Here is an 18,171-nt window from a genome sequence, read left to right on the forward strand (position 1 = left end):
AATTCACTATGCCACTTCAACGGTTATGAGATCTGTTAACTCGCATGTTAAGGGCAGCACACTAATCGAAATGATGGTGGCTTCAGTTATTGGAATCATCGCAATCGGGTCTATAGGTTCTGTATTCATTACTAATCAACGAATCTCTTCAGAAAATAGCTTAGAGCTTTTGTTATCACAAAACTTATTTTCCGCCACTCAAATGATGAAGGAGGAAATTTGGCGCGCTGGTTATGACTCAGATTCGGGGATATCGATTAAGTTATCGGGAGCTACAAATACAATTTATGTTAATCAGGTAAGCGTTGATGAGGCGTATATTGGTTTTGCTTATTTGAAGGATGGTGCATCGTCAGCGTATCGAAACATTGTCTATCAATTCAAAGAAAATAAGCTCAACTATTGCTTGGGAGAGTCTGGTGAGCTCTTGGCAATTAATGAAAAACCATTTGGGACGGCTAGTGGCGCAGTTTCAATGAAGTGTGAAAGCGTGTTCTTTGATCGTCAAATTCAAGTTGATGCTTTATTTGTTGAGGCTAAAGAGCTTTCAACAGGATCTTCGGTTTCTCAAAAAGTAGACATTGAGTTAAAGGCGTCTTTGGTAAATGCCGATGTTAGTCATGAAGTGAGAACTTCCGTTGTTCAGAGGAATTGGCAATGAAGCGATGTAAGCAGGGAGGATTTATCACTCTGTTGTTGGTTAGCGTTCTTCTTGTTGGAACATTAATCGCTTCTTTCGGGAATGTTAAAGTTCTCTTTTATCAAATCAAGCGAGCACAAAATGAAGTTCAGGCACGTAAAGCTCATTGGTTAGCAGAAGGTGGTTTAGAGTGTGGTTTCACTTACATCGCTGAAAATGATCTGACGGCTATTCCCAATGATTTAATGGATTATTGTCAGCAATCGAAAGTCGTTACGTTGGAATCAGAAGCCCTCACACCGAATGTATTGGTATCGAGCTCTGAGTCTTTATCGTTGAACAAAGAGATTAGCTTTGAAGACGCTTCGGGATTAGGAGTAATGCAAACCAATTCGAGTTTAGAATTTATTTCTGATCACAACATTGACATTAATCCTGATATTGCTCTTACTGCTGTTGATGGTATTAACGAGTGTGTCTCTGTTCGATTTTTAGATAGTGTCATCTACAAGCAAAAGGGAGGAGGACGTTTAAAGACCATAACTCCAGAGTCACCTCCTTTTCCTTCCTTCAAGTCTTGTCAACAAACCACCAATATTAGTAGTGATGCAATTATCGATTCTTCGGGTTCATTACCTTCAAACTCATTTCAATCAGATTTCAAATTCGATCCGGATATCGATACTTTCTCTAACTACTTTGGAGTGCCAAAAACTTCAGAGAACATTGACCAAATTAAGCTTGATTATCATGTTATCGACCTTATTGACCGGACTACATCTCCTCCTAAACACACAGACTTGGTTGGTGGGAAATATGAAGGTAAGAAATGTAGTAAAGCTATTAATGATGCCTTTTCAAGTGGGGAGAATAAGGTCTGGGTTATAGGTGATTGCGTCGTTTACTCACCTGCTATCAATGTGGTCGAACCTATCCCTGGTGTTATTACGCCACGTTCATTAGTGATTCAAGACGGTATCGTTGCGAACGGCAACGCAAGCGTATTTGATGGGTCTTTTTATCATTTAAATGATATGAGTATATTTGATAATCCTAATTCTCCCGATGTCGATACCGACCTATTAAGTGGTTTGTGGACTAAAGTTCCAGATACAATTCCTATCACTGATTTAGTACAGAGCAATTCGGTTTATATTGGATTTGCTTCTTTTTTTCCTAAAGGCGGGATGTTTTTTGATTCAGCTGGGGGATTATCGACAATTCAAGGTTCAATCAATTTAGATTATACCGGTGAATACAATCCTCATAGTGCTCCTTTGAAAGCGAAATGGAAGCGAGGCTCATGGAATGACTTCTAAACAACAAGGTTTCAGCTTGATAGAGGTGCTTATCTCTTTTCTGCTCATCGGTGTTGCTTCGTTAGGGTTGGTTAAGTTGCAGGTCTACGCGGAACAAAAATCGGATTTTGCTCTCCATAGTGTTGAGGCTCTTCATTTTGCAGAAAGGCAGATGGAATATTATCGGACTCGTGTGTCGGATGTGAGTGGGGCGGTTGGGTTAATTCCTTTTTCGGAACTTAATCAGGCGAACCATTGTCTCAACACCGCAAGTTCAGATCCCTTATCCGGTTTATCAAGCTCTGCCTATGCGATGACTTGTGAGGTGTCCAATGCCAGTGGTGCTTTGTCTGGCGCTTTGAAAAACATTACGGTGACTGTTGCATGGCAAGATCGTATGAACAAATCGCAAAGCATTTATCTAGAAACTATGCTCTCCAAATACAGTGAGTTTGACTGATCCCTAAGCAAACGTTTACTGCATGCCAAGGCTCCCGCTACTCCTTTTACTGATAATTTTCACTCCTCGGACATTGTTTACGTACAGGTTAAATGACTGTATATGGAATGGTGTTTTTTGTGTTTTTATATTGTTGCTGTTGTATGGTATTTTTGCAAAATATGTCTCCATTTATGGAAAATAAGGTGGAACCTTGTGCTTTTTAATGGCGACTTTAATAGAATATGTGCTGCACCAATAGGCCATGGTCCAAACTTATATTAGGCCTAAACAAACAACATCACATATGGAGTTACCATGAGTAACCAAGCCGTAAAAAAAGCACCATCGACTGAGAAGATCAGTGGGATGGACCGCTTTCTAAACTTCATTGAACGCGCCGGCAACAAAATTCCAGACCCAGCAATTCTGTTCTTCTGGGCTCTAGTTATCGTATGGGTAGCATCTGCACTTTTGTCGAACCTTTCATTCGACCTAATCAACCCTCAAACGGGTGCTGCTCTAGAAGTTAACAACCTACTAACTGGTGAAGCGCTTGCTAGCTTCCTAGCGAATATGGTAACCACATTCACAGGCTTCGCACCTCTAGGCATCGTACTTGTTGCTATGCTAGGTGTTGGCGTTGCTGACTCTTCAGGCTTCATTACGACTGGCCTTAAGAAGATGCTTAACTTCACGCCAGCTAAGCTACTAACGCCAATGTTAATCTTGGTTGCTATCGTGTCTCACACAGCAGCTGATGCAGGTTACGTTCTAGTAATTCCTCTTGGCGGTATCATCTTCCACGCTGCGGGTCGTCACCCTCTAGCGGGTATTGCAGCAGCGTTTGCTGGTGTATCAGGTGGTTTCTCAGCGAACTTCATTCCTTCAGGTATTGATCCGCTACTAGCAGGTTTCACTCAAACAGCGGCAAACGTTCTTGACCCTGCATACGTGGTTAACCCTCTAGCGAATATCTTCTTTACTGGTCTATCTTCAGTTCTAATCGTTGGTATCGGTTGGTACGTAACAGAGAAAGTTATCGAGCCTCGTCTTGCTAACACTCCTGTTGATGAAGATGCAGAACAAGCACCTGACCTAGGTACGTTCACGGCGATTGAATCTAAAGCATTCAAATTTGCTGGTTGGGCAATGGTTGCGGGTATTGGTCTGCTTATCGCAGCTTTGGTTCCTGAAAACTCAGCACTTCGTTCGCCTGAAGGTGAGCTAACTGCGTTCTCAGCACCAGTGATGAAGTCTATCGTTCCTCTGATCTTCATCCTGTTTATTATTCCGGGTATCGTCTACGGCCGTGTAGCGGGTACATTCAAGAATAGTAATGATGTTATCAAAGCAATGTCTGAGACGATGGCAACGATGGGCGCATACATTGTAATGTCGTTCTTCTGTGCTCAGTTCCTATCTGCATTCGCTCAATCAAACATTGGTACTATGCTGGCACTTTACGGTGCTGAAGGCTTGAAAGCGATGGACCTTCCAGGTGAAGCAACGGTTGTTGGTATGATTCTACTAACGGCTGCAGTTAACCTTCTTGTTGGTTCTGCTTCAGCTAAGTGGGCACTGATTGGTCCAATCCTAGTTCCTATGCTGATGGTTGTGGGTATCTCTCCAGAGCTATCTCAAGCGGCTTACCGTGTAGGCGATTCAGTGTCTAACATCATCTCTCCATTAATGGTGTTCTTCCCACTGGTTGTTGTTTACTGTCAACGTTACGTTAAGTCGACAGGTATCGGTACTCTAGCTTCTCTAATGATGCCATTCTCGATTGCTATGCTAATCGGTTGGTCAATCTTCTTGCTAGCTTACTGGGCTCTTGGTATCCCACTAGGTATCCAAGCTCCTTACACTTACACAATGTAAGATAAGTAACGCTAAGTAATAAAAGCAAAAGTTAGTAAGATAAAATCATCGAAGCCCGCACCGAAATGTGCGGGCTTTTTTTCGCTGTTTTTTCGTTATTTTTTCTACTTTTTTATATCCAAAACTTTTTATATCCAAAATAAAGGCTCTCAGCTTATACTCCGGATTACGGCTAATTGTTGGCCGGTAAAATTAGGAAATCCAATCCACATGAAAATTCTGCTTTTAGTAGGGTTAATTGTTTTAAATGGTCTGTTTGCCATGTCAGAGATTGCACTGGTAGCAGCAAAGAATAGTCGGCTGAAACGCTTAGCCGAAAAACATCGCTCCGCTCAGGTTGCACTTGAGCTCAAAGAAAATCCAACCCGCTTCCTTTCAACCATTCAAATCGGTATTACGGTAATCGGCTTACTCAGCGGTATTGTGGGCGAGGCGACGCTATCTGCGCCATTGGCCGTTCAACTTGAGCTGTGGGGATTCGACCCAACCCAAGCGAATATCTTATCTACTGCGGTCGTCGTTGTTGGTATTACTTATTTCGCAATTGTTGTCGGTGAGTTGGCGCCAAAGCGTTTTGCTCAATCTCAAGCTGAAAACATTGCTGTGTTAGTCGCGCTGCCAATCTTCTGGTTATCTAAAATCGCGACGCCATTTGTGTTTGCGTTGTCTGCTTCTACCGAAGGTATTCTTAAGTTAATGGGACGTGGTGGCGAAGAAGACAGCGTGACCGAGGACGATATTCATGCACTCGTGAAAGAGGGCTCTGAATCCGGTGTGATAGAGCGTGGTGAGCAAGAGATGATTCGTAATATCTTGCAGCTTGATGATCGCCTTGTGAGCTCGTTGATGACGCCACGTCGAGACGTCAACTTTTTGGATATTGACCAACCGGTTGAGCACATATTCAAAAAATTACGATCGTCAAAGCACAGTGTGTTTCCATTGTGTCAGGATCACCTCAATAAAGTGGTTGGTACGGTGTCGGCCAAAGCCTTGCTGAATCAAGCGGGCAATTTAAGTATTCAAGTGATCATGGGGCTGTCTAAGTCTCCAATCTATGTTCCTGAGTCTATGAAGGCGCTGCGTTTACTTAGCTATTTCAAAGAGTCAGGCACAGAGATGGCATTCATTGTCGATGAATATGGCGATGTGCAAGGTCTGGTGACTCATTACGATATTCTTGAAGCGATTGCAGGTGAGTTATCCAATAACCCGAATGACTTGTGGACAGAGCAAGTTGAAGACGGGTTGCTGGTGGATGGATTAATCCCTATCAGTGAGCTCAAGAACCGCTTAGAGCTGTCAGAGTTAGAAGGGGAAAGCGAAGGCTTCCAAACATTGAATGGCCTTGTAACTTGGCTTATTGGACGTTTACCCGATACGGGAGAAGTCGTTCAGTGTCAGCAATGGCAGTTTGAAATCATCTCGGTCGAGAACAATCGTATCGTGAGTGTTAAAGCGACAAAATTAGTCAATGAGCTAGGCGGTGATGTTAGTTAGATAAGCCGCTAGCGAGAGATTAAACGAACAAGCCCGCGCTTGTTGTTCATTATCTCTTTATTGTTCATAATCACTAAGATTAGGTATGCTTCCCCGCATACCTTTTTTGTTCTTATCCTTTGTTTCTGGAGTTCCCTTTGTCAGACCATCAATTCACCCCTCAAGATGAAATCTTCATGCGACGCGCCATCGAGGTTGCTAAGCAAGCAGAGAAAGAGGGAGAGGTTCCCGTTGGTGCTGTGCTGGTTAAAGAGGGGGAGATTATTTCTGAAGGTTGGAACCGTTCGATTGGTAGCCACGATGCCACGGCACATGCAGAAATCGAAACCTTGCGTAAAGCGGGCCAAGCTTTGGAAAACTATCGCTTACTTGATACCACCTTATACGTCACGCTTGAACCGTGTCCAATGTGTGCGGGTGCCTTGTTACATAGCCGAGTAAAGCGGATTGTCTTTGGTGCACCTGACTTAAAAGCGGGTGCTGCGGGTACGGTATTGAACCTCTTTGAAAGCCAAGCCTCATACCACTATGCCGATGTTGAGCATGGTTTGTTAGAAGAAGAGTGCCGTGAACAGCTACAGGCGTTTTTTAAACGTCGTAGAAAAGAGATAAAAGAGAAGCGAAAGCTTGAGCGTTTGCAGGAAGAGCAGCGTTTAGCAGCCGATAAGACAAGTAACAAGAGTAAGGTCAGCAACAAGAACAAGGTCTGTAACAAAAAATAGAAGCAAGCTTCGGCACTCTCTATCGTAAGAGTGCCACAGAAAACTTACTCGGTACATCTACTCAGAAAGTATCTGCATGAAAGCACGGTTGCGCCAAATGATCTTTTTCTTATTATTTGAAAGCATACGCTTACGACGGTTTGCAGCAACGGTCTTATCAAGGCGTTTCGATTTCAGTTTGTTCTTCATCATTTCAACGATTTCCTATTTGTCGTCTGGCTTTGTAATTATGACTTCAGTTTTAATTATAGTGGTTATTTGTTTATGAGCTCTGTCGCGAACTTAGCGATACCTTTTGAGTAACTATCGCGATGGCCAGTGTCTGAATACAACAGAACATCATGGCGCTTATGGTGTGTCGTTATAAAGTTCGATTGTTACTGCAATATGACACCTCAAGTTTAACGGCCACTTTGTTTGTTTAGTTTCTCAATGCGAACCGGCCGTTACGAACCAGTGGCTCATGTATAAAAAAAGAGCAACGCTATATAGCATTGCTCTTTTTATTTATTTGGAAGACTCAGCTTCATCGACAGCGGATTCAGCCGCACTGATTGTCGATTCAGCGCCCGAGATCTCCAAAGGTGGGATAACCACCAAACCTTCAAGGCTCGCTTCTTCTTCTTTATTTCGCTTGTTCACATGGCCAATAATGCTTTGGTAATAACGGCGAATGTTCTCAACGTAATTCCTTGCTTCATCACCACGAGCATAACCGTAACGAGTTTTACTGTAGTACTTCTTCTGTCTTAGAAGAGGCAGCCTGTCTTTCACATCACCCCAAGCGTCAGGATCTCCGCCTTGTGCTTTGGTTAAGCGACGTGCATCCATCATGTGACCGTAACCTACGTTATATGACGCGAGGGCAAACCAGATCTTTTCATGTTGAGTAATAGAGTCAGGAACTCGATTCACGATACGACGTAAGTATTCCACGCCACCTTGTACCGATTGTTTCGGATCAAGACGATTGGTTACACCTACGCTCTTCGCGGTTGGCAGCGTCAACATCATCATGCCACGAACACCGGTTGGAGAACGCGCGACTGGGTTCCAGTGTGATTCTTGGTATGCCAACGCGGCGATTAAGCGCCAATCAAATTCTTGCGAGTATTGCTGAAATAGTGGTGACCATTTTGGTAGCTTGCTATCCAATGCTCGGATAAAGGCACGAGTATCAACGTAGTCAAAGGTACCAATGTGGCCGATGTATTTCTCTTCCAGTGAAGCCAGTTCACCAGACTGTTTAAGGTTACCGAAGAACTCAATCAGTAACGCATAAAGGCTTTCATCTTCTGAACGCTCTAAGTACCAAGAGATAGGTTGGTCTTCAGTAAGTTCGAAAGCAAGAGCCACATCAGGGTATAAACGCTGAGCCAATGAAAGCTCAATGGAGTCTGCAACGGTAAACAGTCGCTCTCCGGTTGATACTTCTTTTAGCAGGTCATTGATGTCTGCATTACCGACCGCATCGTAGATAAAGTCATCGTGTGTGTTCTGAAGTTGTTTTAATGTTGGTTCAAAGTGTGAGTCTTTCACCACAACTAAAGATGGCGTCAGTGTTTCATTTGATGCTGTTTCTTCTGATTCAGATTGTTCTTTTACAAACTCGGCCTGACGATCGTTTTCAAACTTGATCAGTTGACCGAGGTTTCTTGGTCGCCATTGACCTTTCTTGTACACGACTTGTTGGCTTACATAGTAATAAGCAGGTGCAGCGCGATACGCACGTGTCAGGTTGTTGTTTTGTGTTAATCCGGTCGCGATAAGATCGATTTCGCCTTTCTTCAACGCAGGGAATAGGCCGGATAAGCGGTATGCAGGTTTAACCTCAAGCTTTACACCAAGCTCTTCAGCAAACTCACGAGCCAGTTCGTAATCTAAGCCAGCAGGGCCATCTGGACCAATGTAATAAGAGAGTTGGTTATTCAGTGTGCCGACACGCAGAACGCCGCGATCTCGTATCTGTTCAAGAACACTTTTAGGTTCAGACTCAATCTGACATCCAGTTATCCCGAACAGAGCGATAGCGAGCAAAAGGAATTTAGACGAAAAGATCAGCGTAATTTTATGCATCAAAATGAAATCTCGAAAAGTGGAAGCCCCTTTATACCAAACCCCGCAAGGCTGGCAAAGCAGGTTTATTTAAACAGTTGTAAAAGTGCTGATAAATGCAGCAAAACTGTCATTTATATCGTTAGATGAAAAAAATAACGCAAACGGTTGCTTTTGGTGTTACGTCACAAAAAGAAATGCTTTATAATGCGCTCGCATTGAAGAGGTGGAATCGGCATAGGTTTGTTAACCTTCGGGAATAGCTTCGAAGAAAACAGTTAGGTTGTTCCTATAACCCACTGAATTTATTCCAATATCACCTTAATCAACTGCATAAGAGACCTAAGCACATGAGAATTTTGCGTGGCTCCCCAGCTCTATCTGAGTTTCGTGTTAACAAGCTTTTAGAGCTTTGTCGTGAATTAAGCTTACCTGTAACAGGTATTTACGCTGAGTTTGCCCACTTTGCTGATTTAACGGCAGACCTAGATGCGTCTGAAGTTGAGAAGCTAGAAAAGCTACTGACTTACGGTCCAACGATTGAAGAGCATGAACCTGAAGGTTTATTGCTGCTTGCAACGCCACGTCCAGGCACTATCTCGCCTTGGTCTTCAAAATCAACTGATATCGCACATAACTGTGGACTGGCTAAAGTGTCACGTCTAGAGCGCGGTACAGCTTTCTACATTGAAACTTCTTCTGAACTTTCTGAGCTTCAACTTGTTGAGCTGAAAGCAATCCTGCACGACCGTATGATGGAAGTGGTTTTCACTGACTTCGAATCGGCAGCGGCACTATTTACTGTTGCTGAGCCTGCTCCTTATGCGGAAGTTGACCTATTAACTGGCGGACGTAAAGCGCTTGAACAAGCAAACGTTACCCTAGGTCTTGCGCTTGCAGAAGATGAAATTGATTACCTTCTTGAAAGCTTCACTGAAAAGCTAGGTCGTAACCCGACTGACATTGAGCTAATGATGTTTGCACAAGCGAACTCAGAGCACTGTCGTCACAAGATCTTTAACGCTGATTGGACTATCGATGGCGTTAAGCAAGAAAAATCATTGTTCAAGATGATTAAGAATACTTTTGAAACGACACCAGAACACGTTCTGTCTGCTTATAAAGATAACGCAGCAGTAATGACAGGTTCTGAAGTGGGTCGTTTCTTCCCAGATCCAGAAACTCGTCAGTACAACTATCACCAAGAGAAAACACACATCTTGATGAAAGTTGAAACGCACAACCACCCAACGGCAATCTCTCCATGGCCGGGCGCATCAACAGGTTCAGGCGGTGAAATCCGTGATGAAGGCGCAACTGGTATTGGTGGTAAGCCAAAAGCGGGTCTAGTTGCTTTCTCAGTATCTAACCTTAAGATCCCGAACTTCGTTCAACCTTGGGAAACTGACTTTGGTAAGCCGAGCCGTATCGTTACTGCTCTGGATATCATGCTTGAAGGTCCTCTTGGTGGCGCAGCGTTCAACAACGAATTTGGTCGTCCAAACCTATTAGGTTACTTCCGTACTTACGAAGAGAAAGTAAACTCTCACGCAGGTGAAGAAGTACGTGGTTACCACAAGCCAATCATGCTGGCTGGTGGTCTAGGTAACATTCGTGATGATCATGTTCAGAAGAAAGAGATCCCAGTAGGTGCAAGCCTAATCGTTCTTGGCGGTCCTGCAATGAACATCGGCCTTGGTGGCGGTGCTGCATCTTCAATGGATTCGGGTTCTTCTTCTGAAGACTTAGATTTTGCTTCTGTACAACGTGAAAACCCAGAGATGGAACGTCGTTGTCAGGAAGTTATCGACCGTTGTTGGCAGCTTGGTGATGCGAACCCAATCGCATTCATCCACGATGTGGGCGCGGGCGGTATCTCGAATGCACTTCCTGAGCTAGTAGACGATGGCGAGCGTGGCGGCATCTTTAACCTACGTGACGTACCAAACGATGAGCTGGGCATGAGCCCACTTGAGATCTGGTGTAATGAATCTCAAGAGCGTTACGTAATGGCGGTTGCTGATAAAGACATGGCAACATTCGACGCGATTTGTAAGCGTGAGCGTGCTCCATACGCGGTAGTTGGTAAAGCAACAGAAGAACGTGATCTTAAATTAGAAGATTCTCACTTCGACAACACGCCAATCGACATGCCAATGGACATCCTATTAGGTAAAACACCTAAGATGCACCGTGACGCGAAGACGCTAAAAGCGAACAATCCTGCGATTGACCGTTCTGGTATCGAACTAAACGAAGCGGTTGACCGTATTCTTCGCCTACCAACAGTGGCAGAGAAAACATTCCTTATCACTATCGGTGACCGCTCGGTAACAGGCCTTGTAGCTCGTGACCAAATGGTTGGCCCATGGCAGGTTCCAGTTGCTAACTGCGCAGTAACTGCAGCAAGTTACGACTCTTACCACGGTGAGGCGATGTCTCTTGGTGAGCGCACGCCAGTAGCACTTCTAGACTTTGGCGCGTCAGCTCGTCTAGCGGTTGGTGAAGCAATCACTAACATCGCAGCGACCAACATCGGCGATATCAAACACATTAAATTGTCAGCTAACTGGATGTCTCCAGCAGGTCACCCTGGTGAAGATGCTGGTCTTTACGAAGCGGTTAAAGCCGTCGGTGAAGAACTATGTCCGGCACTGGGTCTTACTATCCCAGTAGGTAAAGACTCAATGTCGATGAAGACCAAGTGGGAAGAGAACGGCGAGCAGAAAGAAGTCACATCTCCGCTATCTCTTGTTATCACTGCGTTTGCACGTGTTGAAGATGTTCGTAAGACGATTACGCCTCAGCTTCGTACAGACAAAGGCAACACGTCACTGGTACTTATCGACCTTGGTAACGGCCAAAACCGCATGGGCGCAACAGCACTTGCTCAGGTTTACAAGCAGCTTGGTGATAAGCCAGCAGACGTAGACAACGCGGCACAGCTAAAAGGCTTCTACGAAGGCATTCAAGCACTTGTAGCGAACGACCAAGTTGTGGCTTACCACGATAAAGGCGATGGCGGTCTATTCGTAACGCTAGCTGAAATGGCGTTCGCAGGTCACTGTGGTGTTAATGCTGATATTGCGACGCTTTTAGCTGCATCAGAGAACAGCGAAGATACGCTAGCAGCACTCTTCAACGAAGAGCTAGGTGCGGTAATCCAAGTTCGTAACGACGACCTAGACGCAGTGCTTTCTACTCTTGCAGCAAATGGCCTAGAAGCGTGTTCACACGTAATTGGTAGCGTTGTTGGTGAAGGGGAAGCATCAGACGAAGTAGTGATTAAGTCAGGCGCAGACGTTGTAATCCAACGTAACCGTACTGAATTACGTACTATCTGGGCTGAAACTACGCACAAGATGCAAGGTCTACGTGATAACCCAATCTGTGCAGACCAAGAGCACGAAGCGAAGAAAGACAATTCAGACCCTGGTCTGAACGTGAAACTAAGCTTTGACGTAAACGAAGACATCGCAGCACCGTTCATCAACACGGGCGCTAAGCCTAAGATGGCGATTCTACGTGAGCAGGGTGTTAACTCTCACGTTGAAATGGCAGCAGCATTTGACCGTGCAGGTTTTGAAGCAACTGATATTCACATGAGCGACATCCTAACGGGTCAAGCGGTACTAGAAGAATACAACGGCCTTGTGGCTTGTGGTGGCTTCTCTTACGGTGATGTACTGGGCGCTGGTGAAGGTTGGGCTAAGTCGGTTCTGTTTAACGACTCTACGCGTGACCAATTTGAAAACTTCTTCAAGCGTGAAGATACTTTCTCTCTAGGTGTGTGTAACGGTTGTCAGATGTTGTCTAACCTGCGTGAACTTATCCCGGGAGCTGAGTACTGGCCACGTTTCGTTCGTAACGAATCAGAACGTTTTGAAGCTCGTTTCAGCCTAGTTGAAGTTCAGAAGTCTGATTCTGTATTCTTCAACGGCATGGAAGGTTCTCGTATGCCAATCGCTGTTTCTCACGGAGAAGGCCGCGTAGAAGTGCGTGATAACGACCACCTAAACGCGATTGAAAACTCAGGTACAGTTGCCCTACGTTACGTTGATAACAACGGTAACCAAACTCAGCAATACCCGAACAACCCGAATGGTTCACCAAACGCTATCACAGGTCTAACAACGACGGATGGCCGCGTGACTATCATGATGCCTCACCCAGAGCGTGTATTCCGTACGGTTGCTAACTCTTGGTCTCCAGAAGGCTGGGGCGAGAACGGTGCTTGGATGCGTATGTTCCAAAACGCTCGTAAGAATGTAGGTTAATCACTTTCTTACAGGTCGCATTAATCTAGACTAGGTTAATCAAAAATGAAAAGCGCAGATCGAAAGGTCTGCGCTTTTTTATTTCCTAAGATTTAGGAACCAGTGCGAAACAATTGAGGTTTGCAGTTTGCTGTTCTAAAAATCTCCACTACGCTAAATGTTATGGAATCAATTTGTTAGGCGAATAATTCTTGCTATCGAGTAAGGAAAGGTTCGTTCGGCTATGCAAAAACTGAATCAATCATCGTGGCATAAGAGGGAACTATGAAAACAACAATTACAAAAGCCGTTGCAGTGGCAGCGATTGTCATGTCGTTAGCAGGGTGTGTGGGTAGTAACGCGGTTACTGGGAAATTAATGAAGTTCAACGTCGAGGTTGTAGATAACCGTTACGCTCGTGCGGGCGTCAACTTCTTGCTTGCTCCGGTTTACGCACTAACCACCGCAGCCGATTACATTGTCTTTAACTCAATCGAATTCTGGGCCGGTAAAAACCCACTCACAGGCGCACCTCATATCTTTGATAGTAAAGTCGACACTATGATTGATGTGAACGATAGCCTGGATGACTCATTGAAAGATGCACCACTTGGTTTCAACAATCGTCAGATTGAATGGGGTGAGATGCAACAGATCGATGAGAACACCATTCAAATGGACATCACCTATAACGATGGCCAAAAGGCTGTTCTGACGGGAGTTCGTGATGGCGACAAAGTCAGCTACTACATGGATGGCACATTGGTTTCAGAGACTTCGATTCAAGCTCTTGAACAGCTAGCCGCAGAAAAAGCATAACCTTCACTGCTTTACCGCTATAAAAGAAAAGCCGCTGGATTTAACCCTAGCGGCTTCGTATTTTTTAGCATCTAGCATCTAGCATCTAGCATCTAGCATCTAGCGCGTAGATTAGTTGTTGCTGTGCAGCTCGCTGTTCAGTTCAACAGCTGACTTGTTCGCAAGACATTCAATTTGGCCTGTAATCGAGTTACGACGGAATAGAAGATCAGAAACACCAGCAAGGTCACGAGCTTTAATGATTTCTACTTCGTTGCCTTCTTTATCTAACATGCGAACCTTAGTACCCGCAGTCACGTATAGACCAGACTCAACCGTACAACGGTCGCCCATTGGGAAGCCAAGACCCGCGTTTGCGCCTAGTAGGCAGTTTTCGCCGATAGAGATAACCATAGTACCGCCACCAGACAGAGTACCCATGATAGAAGCGCCGCCGCCGATGTCAGAACCGTTACCCACAACAACACCCGCAGAGATACGACCTTCAACCATGCTTACGCCAGTAGTACCTGCATTGAAGTTGATGAAACCTTCGTGCATAACCGTTGTGCCTTCGCCCACATGTGCGCCAAGACGAACACGAGAAGTATCAGCAATACGAATACCTGTTGGTACCACGTAATCCACCATTTTAGGGAACTTGTCTACGCAATCTACAGATAGAGCGCGACCCGCAAGGCGAGCTTCGATTTGACGCTCAGCGAGCTCAGGAAGATCGATAGGGCCTTCGTTTGTCCATGCGATGTTGTGCAGTAGACCGAAGATACCGTCTAGTACCGTACCGTGTGGCTGTACTAGGCGGTTAGAGATAAGTTGTAGCTTTAGGAAGCCTTCAGCAACAGATGCTGGCTTCTCGTCAGCCGCAAGAACAACAAGAACAAGTGGCTGTTCAGACGCTGCTGCTTTTTCAGCGAAAGATGCATTTGCTGCATCGTCGTTTGCTGCGAATGCTTTCGCCAGTTCTGCGCTTTGTGCTGCAGAGATTTCGATAGCTTGGTTGCCTTCAGTGTAACCTGCAACTTCACCAACAGCTGCTACTAGAGCTTCGCTTGGGTTTAGAAGTGGGTTAGGGAAGAACGCTTCAATGATTTTATTGTCGCGGTTTTTGGTTGCCGTACCGAAGGCTAGTGAAAAGTAAGCCATGTTGAATCTCCATGTGTTGAGTCTTGATTTTGCTATTCAATAACAGCGGCTCGAATAACAAGCGCTGCCGTTAGCAAAGTTAATTTAATTGCGTTCATCATAAAGAGAGCGCTCTCGTTATGAAAGGGCGTATCGGGATAAAGTCTGTAAAATGATATTGCTTGTCTTTTTAGCGATAGTTTTCATTATCCGGATATTACTCTTAGCGCTTAATGTTTCGTTGATCGGTTGAGTTGCGCCGCGTAGCCTCATTTTCATCTTCGATACTGCTCTATAGCTGCCACTCTTGTTCTCCGTATCAATAGAGTCAGTCACATTTCCTTTATAAATCTATGTTTATTATCACAATTGATCGAGTTCTGTTGATTTATCGTTTGTGCTTACAGTCCGAGTAAATACTCAAGTTTTCAGCTGTGTAATTAAGATAACGATCACTAAAACCCTTCAATATATAAGTATATTTCCAGCCATAACGACATTAAAACGATTAATAAAGGATCTTCTATGAATTTTACTAAGTCTTTACTGGTGCTCTCTATCGGCGTAGCGATGGTTGGCTGTGGCTCAGACAATGACGACAATATTATTGCTCCCGATATGACATTGCGCATAGCACATGTGAATGACACCCACTCAAATTTTGATCCTGTAAAATCCAGTTTTACCATGGGTGCTGATGGCAAGAAGGTCTATAACGAATTTGGCGGTTATCCTCGCCTATTGAAAGCCGCTGATGATATCAAAGCGGATGCGAAAGCCGACAAAGAGCCTTTGTTATTCTTGCATGGTGGTGATGCATGGCAAGGTACTGCTTACTTTAAGCTAAATGAAGGTGCTGCAAACGCAGACTTGTTGTCACAGATGGGGTTAGATGCAATGGTACTTGGGAACCATGAATTCGACTTAGATACCGACAAGCTCGCATCGTTCATCAATACAGTTAGTTTTCCTGTATTAGCAAATAATATGGATGTATCAAAAGATCAGTCTTTAAGTAATGTAGATAATTTATATCCGTATCAACTATTTGCATTTGAAGGCTCAGAAAAAAGAGCAATTACCTCTGTTTCTGATGCAAGTGATGATGAGAAAGTTGTTGCGGTAACAGGTGTTGTTTTGGGTGATATGCCAACGATAGCTACCGGAACTGGTGATGTGACATTTAGTGACCAAATTACAGCAACTCAGGCAACTATAAATGATTTAAAAACCAAGGGTGTAAATAAAATCGTTGTTCTATCACACATAGGAAATGCTGCCGATAAGGATCTGGTTGCCAATACAACGGGTATCGATATCATTGTTGGCGGTCACTCTCATACTTTACTTGGTGATTTTACCGACCTTGATCAAGGTAATAATGGTATTTACGCAGAAATGATCCCACAAAAAGACAAGGTACAAAATACTTGTGTGGTTCAAGCTGGCCAATATGCGGAAGCTATCGGAGACGTTGATGTATCATTTGACATAGACGGCAATCTCATCTCATGTGTTGGGAACAATACTTTATTATCAAATGATGAGTTTTATCACGATTCTCATCGAGAACATCAAATGATTAGTACTGATAAAGATGATGTAACGTCGTTTATTGATAATAATGAAAAAATCACGATAAAAGATGAAGATATTGATTTAAGAACCCGTATCGACGCAACTTATAAGCCAGCTCTCGATGCTGCGTATGGTGATGTTGTTGCAGCTGCACCGACTGAAATCAGTCATGAGCGCCGTCCTGGTGATGCTGGAACTGATAAGCATGGTTCAGATGTTGCTCCTATGATTGCTCAAGGTATGATTTATTGGGCAAATCAGCCGTCGGTAACAACGGTTACCGGTAAAAATGTTCAGATTGGTTTGGTCGGAGCTGGTGGTGTTCGAACGGATATTGCGTCTGGTGATTTCAGGGAAGGCAATGCTACGTTAGAACTATTACCATTCTCGAACTACTTGTCTATCTTAACCGTTAAAGGCGAAGTGATTCGAAATCTTATTGACAGCACTATTGAGCCGACGCTTGCGGAAGGTGCTCATGCTGGTAAGTTCCCTTACGTATCAGGCATGCGATACACGTTTACAGAAGATGTGAAAGGTGTATCAGGCACAGTGACAACTCTTGAGGTAAATACTGGAACAGAAGATAATCCAGTGTGGGCGACAATGAGCGATGTTACTAACTACACTGTTATCGTTAATAACTATAATGCAAGTGGTAGTGATGGTTGGAATGTATTAGGTGATGCTCAATTAACATCTACAGATCGTCAAGACATTGTCATTTCAGGCAGTGGTTTTAAAACTTACAAAGTTAATAACCTGACATACGATGGAAGTACCGAGAAATATAGTGTCAACTATGATGGTGGTATTAAACCATGTGCGGAAGGCTCAAGTGACGTATGTAATACTGATGCAGAATCATTTATTTCTTGGGCTGAGCATAAGAAAGTATTAGAGCCACTAGGGTTTGAAACAACAACGATGGAATATAAATAGTATTGATACGCTCTTATCGGAGCGTCATGTATTGTTAATGAAAGCTTTCAAATACAAGGCCATAGATTAACAATAAAATAAAAATAGCCAGCAAGTAGCTGGCTATTTTTGTATAAAATTTAGTGGAGTTTGACCCTAGATAAACAGCGCTTTATAAGCCTGCTCAATCCCTTCAATTAACATCTGCATACCGATAACTGCGAGTATCAAACCCATCATTCGAGTAATCACGTTCAGTGCACTTGGTCCTACGGCTTTAACGAAGCGTTCGCCGAATACAAATAAGACGTAGGTTAGGGTGCAGAGGAGGCCAAATGCCACGATGGTTATGATGGTCTCGTAAATCCCCTCGGTACTGGCAAAGTTCATTGCGGTGGCTATGGTGCCGGGGCCGGCCAGTATTGGCATGGCTAAAGGTGATACGGCGATACTTAGAGCAGCGTCTCGCTGGGCGTCTGAGTTTACTTTCTCTTTCGCTTTTGAATGTGTTGAATCACCTTGCAGCATGTGGAAGCCAATCAAAAAGACCAGAATACCGCCTGTGATGCGCAGCGCGTACAGCGTGATACCAAAGAGGTCAAAGATCAGTTTGCCAGAGATCGCAAAAGTACTGACGATAACGAAGGCAATGAGTACCGATCGGAATGCGATAGATTTAACCGTTTCCCTGTCATTGTCACCGGTTAATCCAAGAAAGATTGGGGTATTAGCGATAGGGTTCATAATGGCAAAAAAGCCCATGAACACGGTAATGGTATGAATGATGAGCTCTTTCATATTATTCCTTTGAAAAGATGCAGTTAAATACGAATGGTTTGTGTATTTAATCTTAGATACAAATAATTATTAGAAATAGATAGTAGAGCAAGTGTGAATAAAAAACAGCCAGCATAAGGCTGGCTGTTTGGTTTTAGTGATA

General features: G+C 44.1%; 13 protein-coding genes. 9 read left to right on the forward strand and 4 right to left on the reverse strand.

Going from position 1 to position 18,171, the window contains the following annotated elements; translation table 11 throughout:
• The first annotated feature begins 25 nt into the window (after positions 1 to 25).
• From BCT49_RS18840 to tadA, 6 genes are all read left to right on the forward strand, one after another.
• Positions 26 to 661, forward strand: a complete 636-nt coding sequence (locus BCT49_RS18840; protein WP_102437508.1) for a PilW family protein — start codon at positions 26 to 28, stop codon at positions 659 to 661.
• Entirely contained in the window at positions 658 to 1,959 is a 1,302-nt protein-coding gene (locus tag BCT49_RS18845; protein WP_102437402.1) for a hypothetical protein, read from the forward strand. The genes BCT49_RS18840 and BCT49_RS18845 overlap by 4 nt, the downstream gene beginning before the upstream one ends.
• Positions 1,949 to 2,398, forward strand: a complete 450-nt coding sequence (locus BCT49_RS18850) for a prepilin-type N-terminal cleavage/methylation domain-containing protein (protein WP_102437404.1) — start codon at positions 1,949 to 1,951, stop codon at positions 2,396 to 2,398. Before BCT49_RS18845 ends, BCT49_RS18850 begins: the two co-directional genes overlap by 11 nt.
• A gap of 297 nt (positions 2,399 to 2,695) precedes the next feature.
• Positions 2,696 to 4,258: an AbgT family transporter gene (locus BCT49_RS18855; RefSeq protein ID WP_010438945.1), complete on the forward strand. Its 1,563-nt coding sequence runs from the start codon at positions 2,696 to 2,698 to the stop codon at positions 4,256 to 4,258.
• 210 nt (positions 4,259 to 4,468) lie between these two features.
• Positions 4,469 to 5,758, forward strand: a complete 1,290-nt coding sequence (locus BCT49_RS18860) for a hemolysin family protein (protein WP_102437406.1) — start codon at positions 4,469 to 4,471, stop codon at positions 5,756 to 5,758.
• Between the two features lie 137 nt (positions 5,759 to 5,895).
• Positions 5,896 to 6,480, forward strand: coding sequence for a tRNA adenosine(34) deaminase TadA (gene tadA / locus BCT49_RS18865; protein WP_102437408.1), 585 nt, complete (start codon positions 5,896 to 5,898; stop codon positions 6,478 to 6,480).
• 57 nt (positions 6,481 to 6,537) lie between these two features.
• On the opposite strand, the gene BCT49_RS26305 is transcribed toward tadA, so the two are convergent.
• Both BCT49_RS26305 and mltF read right to left on the reverse strand, forming a co-directional pair.
• Complete coding sequence (locus BCT49_RS26305; RefSeq protein ID WP_017106613.1) at positions 6,538 to 6,672, reverse strand: hypothetical protein; 135 nt, start codon at positions 6,670 to 6,672, stop codon at positions 6,538 to 6,540.
• Positions 6,673 to 6,987: 315 nt separating this feature from the next.
• On the reverse strand, positions 6,988 to 8,556 hold the full coding sequence (gene mltF / locus BCT49_RS18870; RefSeq protein ID WP_102437410.1) for a membrane-bound lytic murein transglycosylase MltF: 1,569 nt from the start codon (positions 8,554 to 8,556) through the stop codon (positions 6,988 to 6,990).
• A gap of 329 nt (positions 8,557 to 8,885) precedes the next feature.
• On the opposite strand from mltF, the gene purL reads away from it, so the two are divergent.
• Both purL and BCT49_RS18880 read left to right on the forward strand, forming a co-directional pair.
• Entirely contained in the window at positions 8,886 to 12,812 is a 3,927-nt protein-coding gene (gene purL, locus BCT49_RS18875) for a phosphoribosylformylglycinamidine synthase (RefSeq protein WP_102437412.1), read from the forward strand.
• A gap of 264 nt (positions 12,813 to 13,076) precedes the next feature.
• Positions 13,077 to 13,610 (forward strand): DUF3332 domain-containing protein, encoded by a 534-nt coding sequence (locus tag BCT49_RS18880; RefSeq protein ID WP_017106616.1) that lies wholly within the window; start codon positions 13,077 to 13,079, stop codon positions 13,608 to 13,610.
• Positions 13,611 to 13,721: 111 nt separating this feature from the next.
• Here the strand turns inward: BCT49_RS18880 and dapD are convergent, their stop codons facing one another.
• Positions 13,722 to 14,753: a 2,3,4,5-tetrahydropyridine-2,6-dicarboxylate N-succinyltransferase gene (dapD, locus tag BCT49_RS18885; RefSeq protein ID WP_102437414.1), complete on the reverse strand. Its 1,032-nt coding sequence runs from the start codon at positions 14,751 to 14,753 to the stop codon at positions 13,722 to 13,724.
• 504 nt (positions 14,754 to 15,257) lie between these two features.
• Here dapD and BCT49_RS18890 point away from each other — a divergent pair.
• The gene (locus BCT49_RS18890; RefSeq protein WP_102437416.1) at positions 15,258 to 17,252 is read left to right on the forward strand and encodes a bifunctional metallophosphatase/5'-nucleotidase; all 1,995 of its coding nucleotides are present in this window, start codon (positions 15,258 to 15,260) and stop codon (positions 17,250 to 17,252) included.
• Positions 17,253 to 17,387: 135 nt separating this feature from the next.
• Here the strand turns inward: BCT49_RS18890 and BCT49_RS18895 are convergent, their stop codons facing one another.
• Positions 17,388 to 18,029 (reverse strand): MarC family protein, encoded by a 642-nt coding sequence (locus tag BCT49_RS18895; RefSeq protein WP_017079911.1) that lies wholly within the window; start codon positions 18,027 to 18,029, stop codon positions 17,388 to 17,390.
• Positions 18,030 to 18,171: the final 142 nt, after the last annotated feature.

It is taken from the genome of Vibrio lentus, assembly GCF_002875945.1.
Lineage (GTDB): Bacteria > Pseudomonadota > Gammaproteobacteria > Enterobacterales > Vibrionaceae > Vibrio > Vibrio apostichopi.

Bases quoted from the DNA above. Each gene is read 5' to 3' on its own strand.
- BCT49_RS18840 (WP_102437508.1), top strand. From the start codon at position 26: ATGAGATCTGTTAACTCGCATGTTAAGGGCAGCACACTAATCGAAATG.
- BCT49_RS18845 (WP_102437402.1), top strand. From the start codon at position 658: ATGAAGCGATGTAAGCAGGGAGGATTTATCACTCTGTTGTTGGTTAGC.
- BCT49_RS18850 (WP_102437404.1), top strand. From the start codon at position 1,949: ATGACTTCTAAACAACAAGGTTTCAGCTTGATAGAGGTGCTTATCTCT.
- BCT49_RS18855 (WP_010438945.1), top strand. From the start codon at position 2,696: ATGAGTAACCAAGCCGTAAAAAAAGCACCATCGACTGAGAAGATCAGT.
- BCT49_RS18860 (WP_102437406.1), top strand. From the start codon at position 4,469: ATGAAAATTCTGCTTTTAGTAGGGTTAATTGTTTTAAATGGTCTGTTT.
- BCT49_RS26305 (WP_017106613.1), bottom strand. From the start codon at position 6,672: ATGATGAAGAACAAACTGAAATCGAAACGCCTTGATAAGACCGTTGCT.
- mltF (WP_102437410.1), bottom strand. From the start codon at position 8,556: ATGCATAAAATTACGCTGATCTTTTCGTCTAAATTCCTTTTGCTCGCT.
- purL (WP_102437412.1), top strand. From the start codon at position 8,886: ATGAGAATTTTGCGTGGCTCCCCAGCTCTATCTGAGTTTCGTGTTAAC.
- BCT49_RS18880 (WP_017106616.1), top strand. From the start codon at position 13,077: ATGAAAACAACAATTACAAAAGCCGTTGCAGTGGCAGCGATTGTCATG.
- dapD (WP_102437414.1), bottom strand. From the start codon at position 14,753: ATGGCTTACTTTTCACTAGCCTTCGGTACGGCAACCAAAAACCGCGAC.
- BCT49_RS18890 (WP_102437416.1), top strand. From the start codon at position 15,258: ATGAATTTTACTAAGTCTTTACTGGTGCTCTCTATCGGCGTAGCGATG.
- BCT49_RS18895 (WP_017079911.1), bottom strand. From the start codon at position 18,029: ATGAAAGAGCTCATCATTCATACCATTACCGTGTTCATGGGCTTTTTT.